This window comes from Bacillus sp. 0909A, assembly GCF_036765115.1.
GTDB lineage: Bacteria > Bacillota > Bacilli > Bacillales > Bacillaceae > Bacillus > Bacillus mojavensis.
This window is the reverse complement of the sequence record NZ_JBAIZU010000001.1, coordinates 406,783-423,715: the sequence shown is the minus strand read 5'-3', so window position 1 is coordinate 423,715 and position 16,933 is coordinate 406,783. Positions and strand designations below refer to the sequence as shown.

21 protein-coding genes and 4 pseudogenes are annotated in these 16,933 nt (G+C 38.3%); 13 read left to right on the top strand and 12 right to left on the bottom strand.

The window, feature by feature from the left end:
* Positions 1-528 precede the first annotated feature (528 nt).
* The gene (locus V6D42_RS02180; RefSeq protein ID WP_333512245.1) at positions 529-1,371 is read left to right on the top strand and encodes a sialate O-acetylesterase; all 843 of its coding nucleotides are present in this window, start codon (positions 529-531) and stop codon (positions 1,369-1,371) included.
* Positions 1,368-1,895, top strand: a complete 528-nt coding sequence (locus V6D42_RS02175) for a PadR family transcriptional regulator (RefSeq protein WP_003237203.1) — start codon at positions 1,368-1,370, stop codon at positions 1,893-1,895. The genes V6D42_RS02180 and V6D42_RS02175 overlap by 4 nt, the downstream gene beginning before the upstream one ends.
* A gap of 617 nt (positions 1,896-2,512) precedes the next feature.
* Here the strand turns inward: V6D42_RS02175 and V6D42_RS02170 are convergent.
* Positions 2,513-2,700 (bottom strand): annotated as a pseudogene (locus V6D42_RS02170) (barstar family protein).
* 142 nt (positions 2,701-2,842) lie between these two features.
* Here V6D42_RS02170 and V6D42_RS02160 point away from each other — a divergent pair.
* Positions 2,843-3,109 carry a hypothetical protein gene (locus V6D42_RS02160; RefSeq protein WP_010789291.1) on the top strand — a complete coding sequence of 89 codons (267 nt, stop codon included), beginning with the start codon at positions 2,843-2,845 and terminating at the stop codon, positions 3,107-3,109.
* 61 nt (positions 3,110-3,170) lie between these two features.
* On the opposite strand, the pseudogene V6D42_RS02155 reads toward V6D42_RS02160, so the two are convergent.
* The 5 genes and pseudogenes from V6D42_RS02155 to V6D42_RS02135 form a co-directional block, all read right to left on the bottom strand.
* Positions 3,171-3,281, bottom strand: a pseudogene (locus tag V6D42_RS02155) (XtrA/YqaO family protein); the annotation flags it as partial.
* 205 nt (positions 3,282-3,486) lie between these two features.
* The gene (locus tag V6D42_RS02150) at positions 3,487-4,095 is read right to left on the bottom strand and encodes an ABC-2 transporter permease (protein WP_333512244.1); all 609 of its coding nucleotides are present in this window, start codon (positions 4,093-4,095) and stop codon (positions 3,487-3,489) included.
* A gap of 1 nt (position 4,096) precedes the next feature.
* A complete protein-coding gene (locus V6D42_RS02145; RefSeq protein WP_333512243.1) occupies positions 4,097-4,957 on the bottom strand; it encodes an ABC transporter ATP-binding protein in 861 nt (286 codons plus the stop codon).
* Positions 4,957-5,334 (bottom strand): GntR family transcriptional regulator, encoded by a 378-nt coding sequence (locus V6D42_RS02140; protein WP_333512242.1) that lies wholly within the window; start codon positions 5,332-5,334, stop codon positions 4,957-4,959. The genes V6D42_RS02145 and V6D42_RS02140 overlap by 1 nt, the downstream gene beginning before the upstream one ends.
* Positions 5,335-5,793: 459 nt before the next feature.
* Complete coding sequence (locus tag V6D42_RS02135) at positions 5,794-6,090, bottom strand: hypothetical protein (protein ID WP_333512241.1); 297 nt, start codon at positions 6,088-6,090, stop codon at positions 5,794-5,796.
* Positions 6,091-6,222: 132 nt separating this feature from the next.
* Here V6D42_RS02135 and V6D42_RS02130 point away from each other — a divergent pair, with 132 nt between their 5' ends.
* The 7 genes from V6D42_RS02130 (at position 6,223) to nikE (ending at position 12,542) form a co-directional block, all read left to right on the top strand.
* Complete coding sequence (locus tag V6D42_RS02130) at positions 6,223-6,339, top strand: YjcZ family sporulation protein (protein WP_010335054.1); 117 nt, start codon at positions 6,223-6,225, stop codon at positions 6,337-6,339.
* Between the two features lie 171 nt (positions 6,340-6,510).
* A complete protein-coding gene (locus V6D42_RS02125; RefSeq protein ID WP_024122253.1) occupies positions 6,511-6,600 on the top strand; it encodes a YjcZ family sporulation protein in 90 nt (29 codons plus the stop codon).
* Positions 6,601-7,437: 837 nt separating this feature from the next.
* Positions 7,438-9,054, top strand: a complete 1,617-nt coding sequence (gene nikA, locus V6D42_RS02120; RefSeq protein ID WP_333512240.1) for a nickel ABC transporter substrate-binding protein — start codon at positions 7,438-7,440, stop codon at positions 9,052-9,054.
* 9 nt (positions 9,055-9,063) lie between these two features.
* Positions 9,064-10,005 (top strand): nickel ABC transporter permease subunit NikB, encoded by a 942-nt coding sequence (gene nikB, locus V6D42_RS02115; protein WP_333512239.1) that lies wholly within the window; start codon positions 9,064-9,066, stop codon positions 10,003-10,005.
* Positions 10,005-10,835 (top strand): nickel ABC transporter permease subunit NikC, encoded by an 831-nt coding sequence (nikC, locus tag V6D42_RS02110; RefSeq protein WP_095713400.1) that lies wholly within the window; start codon positions 10,005-10,007, stop codon positions 10,833-10,835. The genes nikB and nikC overlap by 1 nt, the downstream gene beginning before the upstream one ends.
* 18 nt (positions 10,836-10,853) lie before the next feature.
* A complete protein-coding gene (nikD, locus tag V6D42_RS02105) occupies positions 10,854-11,681 on the top strand; it encodes a nickel import ATP-binding protein NikD (protein WP_333512238.1) in 828 nt (275 codons plus the stop codon).
* 30 nt (positions 11,682-11,711) lie between these two features.
* Positions 11,712-12,542 carry a nickel import ATP-binding protein NikE gene (gene nikE / locus V6D42_RS02100; protein WP_333512237.1) on the top strand — a complete coding sequence of 277 codons (831 nt, stop codon included), beginning with the start codon at positions 11,712-11,714 and terminating at the stop codon, positions 12,540-12,542.
* Positions 12,543-12,696: 154 nt separating this feature from the next.
* On the opposite strand, the gene V6D42_RS02095 is transcribed toward nikE, so the two are convergent.
* Both V6D42_RS02095 and V6D42_RS02090 read right to left on the bottom strand, forming a co-directional pair.
* Entirely contained in the window at positions 12,697-12,873 is a 177-nt protein-coding gene (locus V6D42_RS02095; RefSeq protein WP_333512236.1) for a hypothetical protein, read from the bottom strand.
* A 302-nt stretch (positions 12,874-13,175) separates the two neighbouring features.
* The gene (locus tag V6D42_RS02090; RefSeq protein ID WP_333512235.1) at positions 13,176-13,934 is read right to left on the bottom strand and encodes a metal-binding protein ZinT; all 759 of its coding nucleotides are present in this window, start codon (positions 13,932-13,934) and stop codon (positions 13,176-13,178) included.
* A gap of 201 nt (positions 13,935-14,135) precedes the next feature.
* Between V6D42_RS02090 and V6D42_RS02085 the strand changes: the two are divergent.
* Positions 14,136-14,255, top strand: a pseudogene (locus V6D42_RS02085) (aldo/keto reductase); the annotation flags it as partial.
* A 99-nt stretch (positions 14,256-14,354) separates the two neighbouring features.
* Here the strand turns inward: V6D42_RS02085 and V6D42_RS02080 are convergent.
* The 4 genes and pseudogenes from V6D42_RS02080 to V6D42_RS02065 all read right to left on the bottom strand — a co-directional run bounded on the left by V6D42_RS02080 (position 14,355) and on the right by V6D42_RS02065 (position 16,020).
* Entirely contained in the window at positions 14,355-14,711 is a 357-nt protein-coding gene (locus V6D42_RS02080) for an SH3 domain-containing protein (protein WP_326195325.1), read from the bottom strand.
* A gap of 51 nt (positions 14,712-14,762) precedes the next feature.
* Complete coding sequence (locus tag V6D42_RS02075; RefSeq protein ID WP_333512233.1) at positions 14,763-15,122, bottom strand: SH3 domain-containing protein; 360 nt, start codon at positions 15,120-15,122, stop codon at positions 14,763-14,765.
* A gap of 270 nt (positions 15,123-15,392) precedes the next feature.
* Positions 15,393-15,491: pseudogene (locus tag V6D42_RS02070) on the bottom strand (hypothetical protein); the annotation flags it as partial.
* A 142-nt stretch (positions 15,492-15,633) separates the two neighbouring features.
* Positions 15,634-16,020, bottom strand: coding sequence for a VOC family protein (locus tag V6D42_RS02065; RefSeq protein ID WP_333512232.1), 387 nt, complete (start codon positions 16,018-16,020; stop codon positions 15,634-15,636).
* A gap of 274 nt (positions 16,021-16,294) precedes the next feature.
* Here V6D42_RS02065 and V6D42_RS02060 point away from each other — a divergent pair, with 274 nt between their 5' ends.
* Entirely contained in the window at positions 16,295-16,540 is a 246-nt protein-coding gene (locus V6D42_RS02060) for a spore gernimation protein GerQ (protein ID WP_333512231.1), read from the top strand.
* A gap of 17 nt (positions 16,541-16,557) precedes the next feature.
* Positions 16,558-16,926, top strand: a complete 369-nt coding sequence (locus tag V6D42_RS02055) for a spore coat protein (RefSeq protein WP_333512230.1) — start codon at positions 16,558-16,560, stop codon at positions 16,924-16,926.
* Positions 16,927-16,933: the final 7 nt, after the last annotated feature.

Below are 16,933 nucleotides of genomic sequence, written 5' to 3'. Positions count from 1 at the left end.
ACAAATGAATAGAATTGGTACAATCGTTAACCTTTTTAAAAATTTTTTATTGATCCCCTTCAACATAGCCCTCCCTTTTTAACAATCCATTTCATCTGAGATACACTCCCATCATTGAACGTATTTCCTATGAGAAATGATTTTGAACCTCATAGAAACCCTTACATGACAGGATTTTTGTTGTTTTTTCATTGTTTATCAAGACCTAAATCAGAAAAAGCCATAAAAAAGTAAGGAGTGATACATATTATACATGACTAATATGTATCACTCCTATAGTTCTTGTTCAATAATAGCGCCCGATTGTGGAAGATCGTTATTGAACGAAAGCCCCCGATAGTTGGATAAGAAAAAGCAAAAGCAAAAGAACTTGCTATTTCTCAAATACATCCACCAAATTTTCAATGTTAGTTTGTTTTTCATACATACTCATAATAAAAGTAAAACCTTATTAAAACTTTACAAGACAAACTGAGTTGACTATAGTCTAATTAGACTAAAATATTAATGTAAAGAAGTGAAAATGAGATGATAAAGTCTTTTTTAATGTTGGGGCAGTCGAATATGGCGGGCCGTGGATTTTTGAATGAAGTAGATCCTATCTATAATGAAAAAATAAAAATGCTGCGCAATGGACAGTGGCAGATGATGACAGAGCCGATTAATTACGACCGCCCGGTTTCCGGCGTTGGCCTGGCGGCATCTTTTGCAGATGCATGGTCGAAAGCTCATCCCGATGAAGAAATTGGCTTGATCCCTTGTGCGGAAGGTGGCAGTTCATTGAATGACTGGCATCCGGAAGGCATCCTTTTTCAGCATGCTTTGTCCGAAGCCCGCTTCGCCCTCCGGTCCAGTCAAATTTGTGGAATCCTTTGGCACCAGGGTGAGAGTGACAGTTATCGTTCGCTACATGAAACGTATTACGAGAAATTAACCCTTATCATCGAGACGCTAAGAAACGAGTTGGAACTTGATGAGGAACCGTTGATTATTGGAGGGCTTGGTGACTTTCTTGGGAAGACCGGTTTTGGACAGCACGCGACTGAGTTTCAACAGGTTAATGAACAATTGCTGCGTTTTGCTAATGAACAACAGAATTGTTATTTTGTTACTGCAGCAGGTTTGACTGCGAATCCTGATGGCATTCATTTAGACGCAGCTTCACAACGCAAATTCGGTTACCGCTATTTCGAGGCTTTTTCAAAAAAGCACCATATCTTGAAACCCCTTTCGGGAGAGGAGCAATCACTGAAAGTGAATGGTGACTATTCTAAAACAGAACAGATTTACCTTCATAGTATGGATTTGGCTTCGGGTAAAATTACGTACGCGGAATTTGAGGCGCGGATGGCGAAGGTGATGAAACCATGATTCCCTTACTTATCCTTGGCTTGCTTATCCAAAATCCCGGAGCTCACGGCTATGAACTTCTGGCCTTAATGGAAAAACGCCATTACAAATACATTGTTAACTTCACGAAAGGTTCATTTTATTACAATCTGCAGCAACTTGAAGAAAAGTGTTTTATTGAACAGATTCAGCAGAAACCCTCAACCAGTGGGCGTGAAATCCGTAACTTTAAAGTCACAGAATCAGGAAGGGCAGAATTCGAGAAATTAATGATCAAATACGGCACCAAATCTGAATATGTGAACCTGCAATTTTATGGGGCGTTACTCTTTGCCGATGAATTCGACAAAAATAAATTACTGGATCTGATCCAATCACAAATCGACCAGACGAAAACTCGAATCGAGCTCCTTGATGAATACCTGTCCATCACTCAAGAAATTCCCGGCACAATCAATTACTTTCGCCGTATGAATGAAAATTCCCGTTCACATCACTTGGTTAATTTAGAGTGGTTCGAAAAATTGAAAGCAGAAATAGAGTGAACGATTGCATAATAAAAAATGCAATGTTAAATATATAAGGAATATTAGTTACCTAAATTATATATAGCTAGCTCGGGTAGCTACACGCATGTGCTATTTGTTTCGGAAGATTGCTTAAATAAGTGAAATACAGATCTTTTATAACTATCTTCATCGATTGTGTTAAAAGGAAATGATACGCCATCAGCAATTGCATATTGCAGTTCTAATACATATGGGAGTTTAACATATTCACCATTTTTATTAGCACTGACTTTGGATGCTTATAATGTTTTTAAGGCAGTAACTTTTGAATCAGCTTTTGCAATAGTAGATATTTTGTCGATGCCTTTTATTTAACTATTGCAAGAATAACAGTACTACCAAAGCTAAAAAAATGAGCATCTGAACCTGCTCCCTCCAAGCGGAAACGACAACGATCGTAAAAATTGCTTGTTTAGGGCTCGTTCAGAAAGGCTGTAGTGATAGGCCATAGTGCGCCAATACATTAATTCAAAGTAGAAAGTATACTTATGAGGACAGGCTTTCTTGAAAATAAAATACCTCAGCAGCATTCTTGAACTCAAGTAAGGCCGCTGAGGTACTCTTTTCAAATTTATAAAACCAAAAAAGAAAGTCTACTCTATTATTATTTTAAACTCATCCTCTAATTCCTCTTGAGCCTCGTGTAAAACTTCTAATGCACATCAGCGTATGAACCTAAAAACTTTTTATTAAACTCAAAATTTCTCCAGACTAAAGTTAACGGCAACTCTATCCACCCTGTAAGGCAATCCCACCGGCCATTGATCACCATCTCATCCATACTGAGCAACACCCCAATTTTACATTAGAGTTGCTGAACCATAGAGCCAACTGTTGAACCTCTTTGACCATCCAGTGATAGCTGTTAATTAGATTTTCCGTTATACTTTAAGAACTAATACATTTTTTGCAGGGAGCTAGCCATGATTGAAAAATACACAACTGAAGTTTCTTTAGACTTTTTTAATGGTGATGAAACAGATTTAAAGGATACAATTGAGGAGATTAGACTTTTTGCAAAGACATATGAGAACGATAAAGTAACCGTCCTAAGTGTTACTGAAAACGAATCTTCAAAGGGAAAAAACTATAAAGTTCTTTTACAGCACGAAAGAGATACAGATAATCTAGGACGTAAATATGAATATGATGAAGAAAAACTATTCGGTTTCTTTGAAGATGAAGAATAGTTATTACCCCGTTAGCGCATATAAAGAACCCACATTTTAGTGGTTTTTTTCAATTATTCATTTACATAACCTGAAAATCTATCTGATGATTAATCCGCGCAAAGCTGCCCTTTACAGTTTGAATCACTGTTCTGCCAAGCTCAGGAGCTTCTAAGACATGCGCAGTACCCCGTTTGAACATGTTTACAGGAAGCTGACCCAACATTTATTTAATCAATCAGTGATGGAAAATCTATGCTCCCCCCTTTTGTAATTAATAATAAAATCCTCATCATGCATTTACGCGAAATGAAAAAAACGAAAAAACATTGATTTAAGATACCGTTCCTTTTGCAACATATGAGAATAGGCTTTCTTAAGAATTCTACACCCTTCCTTTAAAATTCTTTATTTCTATAAATACGTATCGATAGAAGCCAAGAACAAACATATAAAATGATAACCGAAAACAGAATTAACAAATAAACATTAAGATTTTGTAATGATAATAATATTCTAACATTTTCTCTGATTATATCATTCAAATTTCGGAACAAGGTATTAACTAATACCATATAAATACCAAATAAGATAAGTGAGCCTTTGAACAAATATTGGCTTTTAAACTGATAACTAAATGGAAAGATAAATGAAGCAGATACCATCACAAGGCATACGATAAACATTAGATCTATCCATATTGTTAGTTCTCTATGAATGATCAAGTTTCCTATAAAAATTGTAAAAACAACAATTAAAGTAAAGATAAGCACCCCGATGTACTTTGAACTAACAATTTCCCTTCGTGTATAAGGAAGTGAATTCAGCAGAGTATTTATTCGGTCTTTTTCATCCATTGAAAAAGCGTTCATTATTATGACAATACTAAACACAAAACCTGACCAGATATATGATATATTTAACGTTAAATAAACAAATAAAACAGGCAGTAATATCATAAGAGATTTCTTTTGTAAAATGATATCTTTTTTTATTAATTGAAACACCTTACTTAGCCCCTTTCTTTGTATAGAACATCAGCTCTTCAATCGTTGGTTTTTCGATCAAAACTAAGTCACCAAACACATCTTCTATACGTGCTTTATTGGCTGTTAATGCCTCAAAACCAGCATTAGATTTCCGAATGGAGATAAATTCCTGTTCTGTATCTCGATCTAATAGCTCTATGCCTCCTTTTACAATGGCATACTCTTCTTGAATTTGATAAGACTTCTTTGTGAAAATATGCTCGCCATTATGAATAAAAGTAATATAATCTGCAATACGATCTAAATCTGTTGTAATATGAGTAGAAAAGAAGATCGTTTTCTTTCCATCTTGCATTATATTATGTAGAATATCTAGAAGCTCCCTGCGAAATATTGGGTCTAACCCCGATGTAGGTTCATCCATAATAATTAACTCTGCATGATGTGATAAGGCTATTGATAAAGAAGCTTTCATCATCATTCCTTTAGAAAATGATTTGATTTTTTTATTTAACGGCAGTTCAAATTTTTCAACATAGTAATTAAATAGGCTATCATCCCAATTCATATAGCAGGGCCTTATCATCTTCTTCATTTCTGCAAATGTTATGTGTGAGTAGAACATATTTTCATCAAAGACAAAGCCAATCCGTCGCTTAATCTCTTTTTCATGTTTTTTATGATCTAGCCCAAAAATTGATATTGACCCGCTATCTGGTTGCAATAAGTTCATCATAAGTTTAATCGTTGAAGATTTTCCAACACCATTACCACCAATAAACCCAGTTATAAATCCTTTTTTAACTGTCATTGAAATATCTTTTAGTTGAAAATCACCAAATGATTTATAAACATGTTTTAATTCAATAACATTTTCCACTATTCTTCCTCCCTATATAACAGTGTAAGTATGTCCTTTAATTCTGTAAGTGAGATGCCAATTTCTTTACTGTTTTGAATTGCCGTCAACAATTGCTCTTCAATTACCTTCATTTTTCTCTCTTTCATCATCTCACTGTCCTGGTCCGATACAAAAGAACCTTTCCCAACAACCGAATATATGAATCCGTTCTTCTCCAGTTCCTCATAGGCGCGTTTTGTTGTAATAACACTAATATCCAAATCCTTCGCTAACTGTCGCATTGAAGGTAAGGATTGCCCTGCATGTAATTCATTGGTCAAAATATGTTTTTTAATTTGAGTATAAATTTGCTCATAAATAGGATCTTTTGAATGATTTGAAATGATAATTTGCATATAAAACCCCGCTATCATATTGTATATATACTTTATATACAATATACCCAAATTAATATCAGGATACAACTCTTTTTTAATCCAATCCTTCTAGTTTATCGTTTGGTTAAGTGTAGGGCTATAATGCTTCATCACTTGTAAGGTGCATGAATCGTTGCCAAGACAACAGGGGGATAGTTGAGAAGGTTTATTTCTTCACAATTTATAATTAAATTGCTAATTATGTATACACTTCAAATCAGAAAGAAACACATATTACATAAGAATTAGGATAAAATTTTTAATAATGTACAACATTAATGAAGTTCCCATGAGTAAAAGTTTTCTTTAAGGAGTGTAACAGCCTGAGATATACAAACAAAAATAAGCCCCCTACCTAGAACATAGTATCCAAGTAGAGGTGCATATAAAAAAGAGCAGGTATATAATTGTGTGCCGACGTATTTTCTCCAGTTTATTTCAAGAGAGACTCAATTTCCGATATCGTTTACGTTCCATAATTGCCGTCTTTATCGGTATTGTTCGCTCCTTTATCTTGGTTGCCGCCAGTACTTTTTGAATTTGTGTTACCTTCCCCTCTCTCGTTGGGCCCTTCACTTGAAAATGCCAGACGGCGCGTATAAGACGTTTGTTTGCTGCTTGGGCTAATGGTTTTTTCTTGGCCGCACTTGTTTGGCTTGAGCCTGATTTCCCGCCCGGCACCTTCCAATCGGCTTCTATGACAGCCTTAACTCTGGCAAGATCCGATGTGGACAATACTTGCCTAACAATGATCTCTATTTCAATTTAGACTAAAATATCAATTTAAAATTTATTTCAACTAGCATCCCTATCGAAGGAACTCGATCGGCATATCATGTACTATCCTCTTTTAAAGGAGGTGGACATATGGGATACTCAAATGGTTGTGGTAGCTCCTTCGCATTAATCGTGGTGCTATTCATCTTACTAATCATTGTTGGAGCAGCTTTCTTCGGAGGCTATCCTGAAGGCGTTCCTATTTAACGCGATATGCAGGAATACCTCCATGTTCTGTTTGACGCCATAAGAAACTTTTATGGCGTTTTCATTTGTTTTTTAGACAAAAAATTCATTTTTTCTCATTTAGACGTAAATCTATGTCGAAAACTATCGTTTGGCATATCTTATACTACCCTCACTAAAGGAGGTGGCAATATGTCTAATGGTTACGGTAGTTCCTTCGCGTTAATTGTGGTGCTATTCATCTTGTTAATCATTGTCGGAGCAGCTTTCTTTAGATATTAAGTTAAATCTAGACTAACTCCTCCGTAGCAGCACCTCCCTGTTCGGCTAAACGCCATAAGAAATCTTTATGGCGTTTTGTATTGTAATGTGATAACTCCTTATCCTGACAAATTTTCTGTAACAGAGAAATATAAATTACAAATCTTGATCTTTCTGAAACTCTATGAGCTTTTTTAAAACGTCCACAGTTTTACCTTACATCATTCATATTGATCCAGAGCCATTTTATACGCTCAGCTGAATTATATAGTGTAGCAATATAAAACAAAAAAAGTGACAAAGATCAATAATTCAATAAATAATCTTGTTCACGGCTATTACAGTTTGACCGCTTCGACTAGGATCCTTGCCTGCAAATATGGCCCAGATAATAAATCACTACAATTGGTCAAACTAAAGTTAAAGAATACTCTAAGCACCCCTCCCTGTGAAAATCTTAGAAGTACATTAATTTGACTCAGTTTTTTCAACTCCTCTGTATTAAAAAACTCCCCGCAGGAGATGTCCTTTCTCTACTTTATTTCAGCGTATAAAAGTTTTCTGTTCTTTCTCTTTCAATTCTATTGGAGTTTTCGGAGAGATCTTCTCCACTATTAAAAGATAGTAATATATGACAACTTTTCCCGTCTGGTTATGCTAAGTCGGTGCATCTTAATCATTCGAAGGATTACTTGTTACCCTTTTCGAAATCAATTACTTGTTTTTGTTGCGATTACTGCCCACTGCCGTTGGCAGAACATCAGGTTCCAAAACAATACCTATATTCTTACATTGACAAGGGTATGCTGCCTCCTTAAAATGAAAATGATTATCAACATCAATTAGGGGGAAATACAGATGCTTAGCGGGAAGATTCGTTTGAAAATTAAATTTACTTTCGTATCGATACTCATCTTTTCTATTTTATTAGCAGGATGTACAAATGCAGGACAAACAGAGAAGAAAGCTCCTCACAATATGGTCACAATTGCTTGGCCTAGAGATATAGGAGAAATAAACCCACATGTCTATAATCCTTCCCAATTGTTTACGCAGTCAATGGTGTACGAGCCTTTGGTCTCTTATGAAGCGGGCGGAAAGCTTAAGCCGCATTTGGCTGAGTCTTGGGATATATCTCATGACGGCAAAGTGTATACGTTTCATTTGCGTAAGAATGTAACATTTTCTGACGGGACAACATTTAATGCAAAAATCGTGAAAAAGAATTTTGACTCCATTTTAAAACATCCTGAGTTACATAGCTGGTTAGGATTTATTACAAAAATAGCTCAAACAAAAGTGATCGATAATCATACATTTCAATTGACACTGACTGAATCATATTATCCAACCATTCAGGAGCTTGCAGTTGTACGGCCTGTTCGGTTTTTAGGTGAGGCTGGGTTCCCTAAGGGTGGCGATACATCAAAAGGTGTAGTAAAACCGGTCGGGACAGGCCCATGGGTATTGGAAGAGCATAAAACCGATGAATATGCGATTTTTAAACGCAATGAAAATTATTGGGGTGAAAAGCCTAAAGTCGAGAAAATCAAGGTGAAAGTCATCCCAGATGCAGAAACAAGAGTACTTGCATTTGAAAAAGGTGAACTGGACTTAATTTACGGTGAAGGCGTCATCAGCTTGGATGCATATAAGCAGCTGCAATCGACAGGTCAATATGAAACAAGCCTTTCCGAACCGGTGGCGACGAGACAGCTTGTCATGAATACAAAAAAAGAACAGCTTTCTGATGAACGTGTTCGCCAAGCCCTGCACTATGGTTTTAATAAAGACGCCATGGTGGAAGGCATTACCTCCGGATTAGAAGAAAAAGCAGATTATATTTTGCCGACAACCTTACCATACACGTCTGATATTGATGTAAAGCCAGTGAAATATGATGCGGAAAAAGCGGGAGCGTTATTAGATGCAGCAGGTTGGAAGCTTCCGAATGGCAAGACAGTGCGTGAGAAAGACGGAAAGCCTCTTGAATTTAGTTTAATGTATGATTCAGCGGAATCCATTCAAAAAGCAATGGCAGAAACGCTGCAAGCAGAGTGGGCAGCGATCGGGGTGAAGTTGAATCTTGAAGGAGTAGAATTGGCGACTCAGGTTAAACGGTTCAAAGCGAATGAATTTGATATGAACTTCTTTAGCAACTATGGCGCACCCTATGATCCGCATACATTTGTAAACATTGCCGCGTCAAAAGGATTTGGATTTAATGAAGCGATTTCGGCATATCCAAACAAGGATAAGCTATTGAAGCAGATGGCAAAAGTTCCTGAAACAACTGATAAAAAAGAGCGTCAACATCTTTACTCATCTATTTTAACATCCCTTCAAGATCAGGGAGCCATCGTTCCGATCTCTTATATAAAAAAGACAGCGATCTACCAAAAGAATATTACAGACTTTACTTTCCCTGCCAACCGTGATGAACATCCATTTACAGGTATTCGCATTAAGCAGTAGGAGGCTTTTATGGGCATCTATATATTGAAACGAATCATGTCCATTATACCAGTGTTTCTTTTAGCTACACTTCTGACAACTGGAATGATTCAACTCTCACCGGTTGACCCGGCTGAAGCGTATGTAGCCGCAGCGCATATCCAGCCAACCGATAACATCCTAGAGCAAAAAAGACATGAGTTTGGCTTAGATCAACCATTCTTTATTCAATATGTAAACTCTATTTTGAAGAAATGCCAATTCGATTTCGGCATTTCTTATGTTTCGAATAAGCCGGTTTGGGACGAGGTTACACTCCGAATGCCAGCAACGATCGAACTTGCGCTTGGTAGTTTATTGATCGCGGTGCTTGTCAGCGTGCCTCTCGGCTTCCTTGCGGGAATGAAAAGAAATCGTGCAATTGATCATATCAGTCGCTTCATTTCCTTTTTCGGGGCATCCATTCCAACTTTTTGGTTAGGGTATATGTTGGTTTTTTTCTTTTCTGTTCAATTAGATCTTTTTCCAGTAGAAGGAATTGGGACATGGCAGCACCTCGTACTGCCGTCAATGACGCTGGCACTTCCTTTAATTGCTATGTATACAAGACTTTTGCGCGCCAGTGTTATAGAAAACCTGCAAGAACCATATGTAGTATACGCAAAAATCAGAGGCTTGAAGAATAAAAGCATTATGGCTAAGCATGTATTGAAAATGGCCATTTCTCCGATGATTACAGGCCTAGGAATGAATCTTGGCAAACTTCTCACCGGAACCATTATTGTTGAAGTGGTTTTTTCTTGGCCTGGCTTTGGCCGTTATTTTATTGAGGCCATTTTCAATCGTGACATCCCTGTCATTCAATGCTATGTGTTCATAGCCGCCACATTTTTTATATTGAGTAGCTTAATCGTTGATCTCATTCAAATGTTTATTGATCCGCGCATTTCCAGGAAAGAAGGGCAGTATTGATGATCACAAGCATACGCATGATATGTAAAAGTCAAAAAGTGATAACAGCATGTATCATCATATTATCAATTCTATTTCTCATCGCTGTATTTGCCCCTTGGATTGCGCCGAATAACCCTGTTGCTGTTCATTTGGCATATAAGCTGCACCCTCCATCCTTGGAGTTCCCTTTAGGAACTGATCATTTAGGAAGATGCAACTTATCTCGCCTTTTGTACGGAACACGAATTTCTTTGGGATTTGCAGTGCTCATTTTTATTTCCTCACTTGTGATCGGTCTCATCGTCGGTACGATTTCGGGATATAAAGGCGGATGGATTGATCATCTGTTAATGAGATGTTGTGATGGTGTGATGGCCTTCCCGAACTTAATTTTAGTTCTTGGTCTAGTGGGCATATTCGGACCTGGACTTCCTCAAGTCATTCTTGCCCTCATGCTTGTGCAATGGGTCTATTATGCGAGAATCTTTAGAGGAATGGTGCTTAGTCTGAAAGAGGAAAACTTTATAAAAGCCGCACAAATCAATGGATCATCACAATGGAAGATTCTGAAAAAACATATCATACCTAATGTGCTCCCTCCCCTCGTTGTCATGGGTACATTGGAAATGGGCTGGGCCATTATGGACATATCCGCTATGTCGTTTCTTGGACTAGGCGTCCAGCCACCGGCTGCGGAATGGGGAGCGATGATTCATGAAGGTAAATCGTATATCCGGACGAACCCTGAGTTGATGATTTATCCAGGGATGATGATCATGATTGTGGTTGTAACGTTCAATTTATTGGGCGAAAGCTTATCAGAAAAATACGGAGTCAAACGTCGATGATAAAAAGGAATGAGGAAGTTGGGAACAGAACAATCACCGGTGCTGCAAGTTAGAGATTTGCATGTACAGGCGAAAACGCACAAAGGAGTTTCTACTCTAGTGCAAGACGTCAATTTCGAACTGAAGCGCGGTCAAGTCCTCGGCCTGATTGGTGAAAGCGGATGTGGAAAAACAGTAACAGGCATGTCCATTCTTCAAATGCTTCATCAGAAAACAACCAAGGTGAAAGGAAGCATTTCACTCCTAGGCCGAGAATTAAACGGATTGGCAGATAAAGAAATGCGCAAAATGCGCGGCAAAGAAATTGCCTATATTATGCAAAATCCGATGAACGCTTTTACCCCCGTTTTTACGATTGGTCATCAAATGATTGAAACGATTCGCTCTCATACGTCTTTTAACAAAAAGCAGGCAAAGGAGCTTGCAATCGAAGCGTTGCATAATGTGAGCTTATCCAATCCTATTAAACTTTTAAAATCTTACCCTTTTCAATTAAGCGGCGGAATGCTTCAACGGGTGATGATTGCAACCGCGGTATGCTTACATCCAAGCATTCTCATTGCGGATGAACCAACAACCGCACTAGACGTAAATAATCAGAAGACCGTGCTGAAACATTTAGACGCCATGCGCTCTGAATGCGGAACGGCGATTTTGCTTATATCTCATGATCTGGGCGTCATTGCTGAAATGGCGGATGAAGTCGCTGTGATGCAGAAAGGAAGAATCGCAGAAAAAGCAGATGTGTTTCAGCTGTTTGATGCACCAAAGCATGAATATACAAAGAAGCTATTAGGGGCACGTTTGACATTGCCAATTGATGAACGTGCCATTGGGTCAATTTGACGGAAGAGCGCATTTTAATGAGGTGAACAAGTGAGTTTATTACAAGTGAAAGAAGTCTCTCATCGTTATGCGGAGCGTTCATTATTCAAATGGAAATTTCAATCTAAACAAGTCCTATCTGATGTCAGCTTTTCGATTGAGAAGGGTACATGCTTAGGCTTGATTGGGCCAAGTGGAGCCGGTAAGAGTACATTGGGAAAAGTGTTGCTTGGTTTAGAACGGCCGCAATCAGGTCAAATCCTTTTTCAAGGCCATGATATGTATAGCGTAGATAAATCGATCCGGCGAAAAATCCGCCGTGACCTTCAAGCTGTCTTTCAAGATTCATACTCGTCCGTCAACCCGCGAATGACGGCGGAACAGATTATTGCAGAACCATTAGAAAACTATGAAACCCTCACTGCGGCGGAACAAAGACGAACCATTATTGAGTTGTTGGAAAGAGTAGGCCTAAGTGAAGATGATTTAACAAAATATCCGCACCAATTCAGCGGCGGGCAATTGCAGCGGATCAATATCGCCAGGGCAATCTCACTCAAACCGAAACTGATCGTTTTAGACGAATCAGTCAGCAGTCTGGACATGGTTACCCAAACGCTTATACTCGATTTGTTAAAAGAGCTCAAAGACGAGTTTGGGTTATCGTATTTTTTTATTACGCATGATTTGAAAGCCGCTTATCAATTGAGTGACACATTAGGTGTTCTAGATAACGGAAAATTAGTTGAGCTATACGAGTCCAAACTTCAGTTCTTTGCATCAGACCTTCCAGCAGTAAAAGAAATGAGAAGCTCCATACTTGCAGAACACCCGCGCTTTCGTTCGATAGGAAGTGGAACGATGGAAGAAAATCGCGTATAGATATACAGCATTTCCGGTTACATCGTTTTTTCATGATATTTGCTTTAACGAGCACGGCATGTCTCTTGTTGTTCAAAGCATGGAGTGCTAATTTCAATAGAACGGTTGCACCGTTAACTGCTTTCAACTCACGGCTACACATGCCACATTTTAATCAATTTTCCTGCATTAAATAGGACATTGAAAAAGAACCGTTGGCTTTAAACCATTGGTTCTTTTTCTTACTGTTTTTGCTTTCGTTATTGTGTTCGCATAACATACACTCACAGAACTTCGAAATAATACCAGAGAAAATAAAGCCACTACCAAGTGCTTCTTCATCTTTAGTCATTTCATTTTTTCCTCATACTCTCCCCTACTCTTCACCCTATCTCCAAAAAGCTTTTACCCAACCCGTTAAGTTATTACGTATCTTAACTTTGTTAATGAGCCGTCAATCCCCGTTGCGAAGAGAAAGAAACGGATAAAAACGAAAGAGGGCAAAAAAGCTGCTGACGAGGAGTCAGCAGCTAAAAGTATTTAAACATTCAAACTCCATAAAGGACTAAGCTTGTTTTTCCCCATTTTATCAATTTTCCACAGTGAAAAAATCACCGTTTGTGTAATAGAAATGCATGGTATGTTCCTCTTCATTTAATGCGCCATCATCTCATGGGCAATATCGTGTCCATCCATTTTTGACGGGTAGTAGGTAGGCCAGTGTTTGACTTCATCAAGTAAAGCTTCACGGTCCTCACCCCAATACAGATGGTAATGGCTAGCTTTAGTCGGGTAGATACTATGATCACTAAACTGAATATACTGAGGAAGTCCTTCAGCTTTTTTAGCTCGTTTGAATATGTATCTTACCCCTCTATTTCCCGCATCATAGGTTAGAATTTCGTACCCGTCATACGTATACTTACCTGAATACTCTTTTCCATTTTTGAAGAACGTTACAGTATCTTTCTGGATTACAATACGGTCAACATCGGTTTGATACCCTTTTTTATAATATTCTTTATATTCTTCAGCTGTCTTGTCATCTTCATGTTTTGATTTATATGAAAATACTTCGTCAAGAGTACCATCTTGCAGGTACGGATATACAGATTGCCAGTCTCCTTCCCAATCAGAAAGTGAGCGATCCTTTACTTGGCTGTTTTTAAAATAGCCTTCATAAATTTTTTCTGTCTCTTCATCATGTGCATGACTATGGCTATGATCATGATCGTGATCATGAGATTCTGATGTTTGCTCTTGCGTGTTAGAAGTTTTTTCTTCACCTGCTGAGGATGATGTTGTTGTTTTATTAGACTCACCTTTAGATGAACCTGAAGTCTGACATCCTGCCAATATTAGTAATAAACCAATCATAAATATCCCTAATCTCTTTGCAAATAAAATTTTCATTACAACACTCCTTTTCCCAAACCGAAATAATTACGATTTGTATTATACAATTATCTTGTTCAAAAATCAAAGGGAAAATGGTTCTAATCTCGCTTGAATGTTGCCGGGAGCAGATGGCGATTTCATTAGAATCCTACTTCGTTAATCAGATATTCTTTTAAAATACGAAAATCTATGATAATCCATGAGGAGAGATTTGTTGTGAAGTATACCTTTTTAAGGAAGAACAGGATTGCGGGTCAGCCGTTTATGTTTAGGTGGGTCGATACAGATGAAAAGACCGCGTTCCGTATTATGGATGAAGCGCTCGATAGCGACATTCCACTAATGCAGGTGCGGAAGACATAATAATAGCAAAAACCATACCAATATTGTTGGTATGGTTTCTCTTGAAGATACTCTATTGTACGAATTATACAGCTAGTTGCATTTGTAACCGACCGGGCCGTCTGAACCTGTGTACACATACGTGTCAGAAACATATCCAATATTCACGACACCACGTGAATCTTTCCACTGGATTTGATCCCAAATATTACTCGTTCCATACTTTCCAGTAACAGTCGTCCCATAAGCGTAACAATAGTAAGGAACACGTGAGCCGCTAGGAATGGAAAGCATAATAGGATAGTTTGTACCTGGACCGCTGCGCATATTGACAGGAGCACCGCTGCTTGTTGAGACAGTAAAGTACTGAACGGCAAGTGCGTGATTGGAAAAAATGAATAATGATGCGATCATCACGGTTAACATACTCAGCTTTTTCAGTTTAGTCAATGTCATCCCTCTTTCTTCAATTTCTTCATTTTAAGAACGATAGAACATATGCTACCAGCTGCATTTAGGAACTACCGGGCCGTCTGAGCCTGTATACATATATGTATCAGAGACAAATCCAGGAACGATCTCTCCGCTTGCAAGCGTCCGTTCTGTGTAGTTCCAAATATTACTCGTTCCATACTTTCCAGTTACAGTTGTACCGGTTTTGTAGCAGTAGATCGGGATGCGGGTTCCGCTCGGAATAGTAGTCACAATCCCCCAACTTGTACCTGGGCCGCTGCGCATATTGACAGGAGCACCGCTGCTTGTTGAAACCGTATAATACTGAACTGCAAGTGCATGGCTAGAAAAAATGAACACAGATGCAATCATCACCGTTAGCATACTTAGCCTCTTTAGCTTATTCATCTTATACCCTCCCCTTATAAATGCCGTACGTTTTGACTTTCTTACATCCAGTTAAGGATTTACTTTCAGATACCATGCCCCCTCCCATATATTTATCAATGTACCATAAACTAGATCTTTCAAAAGTGGAATTATTCCTATGTTTTCGACAATTAAGGATACAAAATAAATGGTAGTCAGGCTTGATACTGATGGTGTGTTAAATTTGGCTTTTAATCATTTATCCAGTCAGTAATCACGATTGACAATTAGGAAAAAGGACATGGATCTAGCGGTTTCGTGCCCACCAATTAACTCAATCAGTGTACTGCTGCCTTGTATCCACGCTTCTCCTCGATTCATGGATACTCCACCTTTTTCACCAATCAAAAACGGACACCAAACAAATCAGCGTAAATGCTGCAAGTTCAGTGTCCGCAACCTATTATGACTTTGCTTTCTTTTACCAGGGCGTATAAAAATGTTTAGGTACGTTATCAAACGTTATTCTATGATTTTGCGAGTCGAAAAATCATAACATTTTATATATTTCAATCAGATTATGATCTGGATCTCTGAAGTGAGCAACTCGGGCGCTCCATTCCTTGCGATCATGCGGTTTATTCACACATTTAACTCCTTTTTCGTGTAAATCGTCATATGTTCTATCAACATCTTCTACCTTAAACTGAAGCAAAAATTTTGATTGAGCTTCTCCTTCCAAGGGCTTTTTTTCCTCTCCAACGATATCAGCCATCGTTTCTCGAGATAAAAGCTCTATTTTCGTTTCCCCATTATCAAAGAGTGCATATTCCATTTCATTCTCTAACCAACTTATTGGAAGTCCTAATGAATCTTTGTAAAACTCGACGCTTTTCTTAAAATCATTCACCAAAAGTCTAATTTGTAACAGCTTCATATCGAGTGCCTCCTATAAAACCATACTTTTTACTGGTCATCCAATTTAATGATACAAAAGGAAACCTGACAGCACTATGTCAAGTTTACATAAATAAATTTCCATACTTCACCTTATTTCAGATTTAAGTGCAGTTTATTCCATGTCATAAGAAATGTACGCTAACGAGCAAAAACAGCGATTCTTAAAACAAAAAATGATACCGAGTGTACTTTCTGTAAGCTTCAACGTCATTTCGGGAAATGTAACGTTGATAAAAGGAGGTTACATCAATATGGATCCTCAAACATTGGCAGCTCACGAGGCTGTTGACTTACATGACATCGTGAACTTTAAAACACTTTGTATAGCGAAATCAAAGTTAATGCAAGGGCTTGTGTTTGACCAAGAACTGAAGGACTTGATGCAAAAAGATGTGCAGCAATCCATTCAAGACCTTACTGAATTACAGGCTGTGTATGAGCGTGCCTCATTTCAGGCCCCTGTCCCTCAAAGCCGCCCAACGCCAATCATCAATTGAAAGGAAGGTAAGCCTCTTTGAATAATGATCATTTAGACCCCATTAATTCGCTGAATGTGCCTGAACTAGCAGACACTACATTCGCGATGGATTTTCTTATACGAGCTAAGGAAGGCGTAAGGAATACTGCTGTAGCTTTGATAGAAACCGCTTCACCAGATGTAAGAGCCTTGCTGCGGAAACAGCTGATGCAAGGAATTGCGATGCACCAAGAGATTACGGAACTGATGATCAGCAAAAAATGGTTCCATCAATATGAGCTGAGCGAACAGTATAAGCTGGATCAGCTCTCTGCAAAAAACACGATCATGGTCAGCAATATGAACCTCTTTCCTGATGAAACAAATCGCAAAGGGATGTTTGATCGGACACCTGATGAACACTAACACTGGA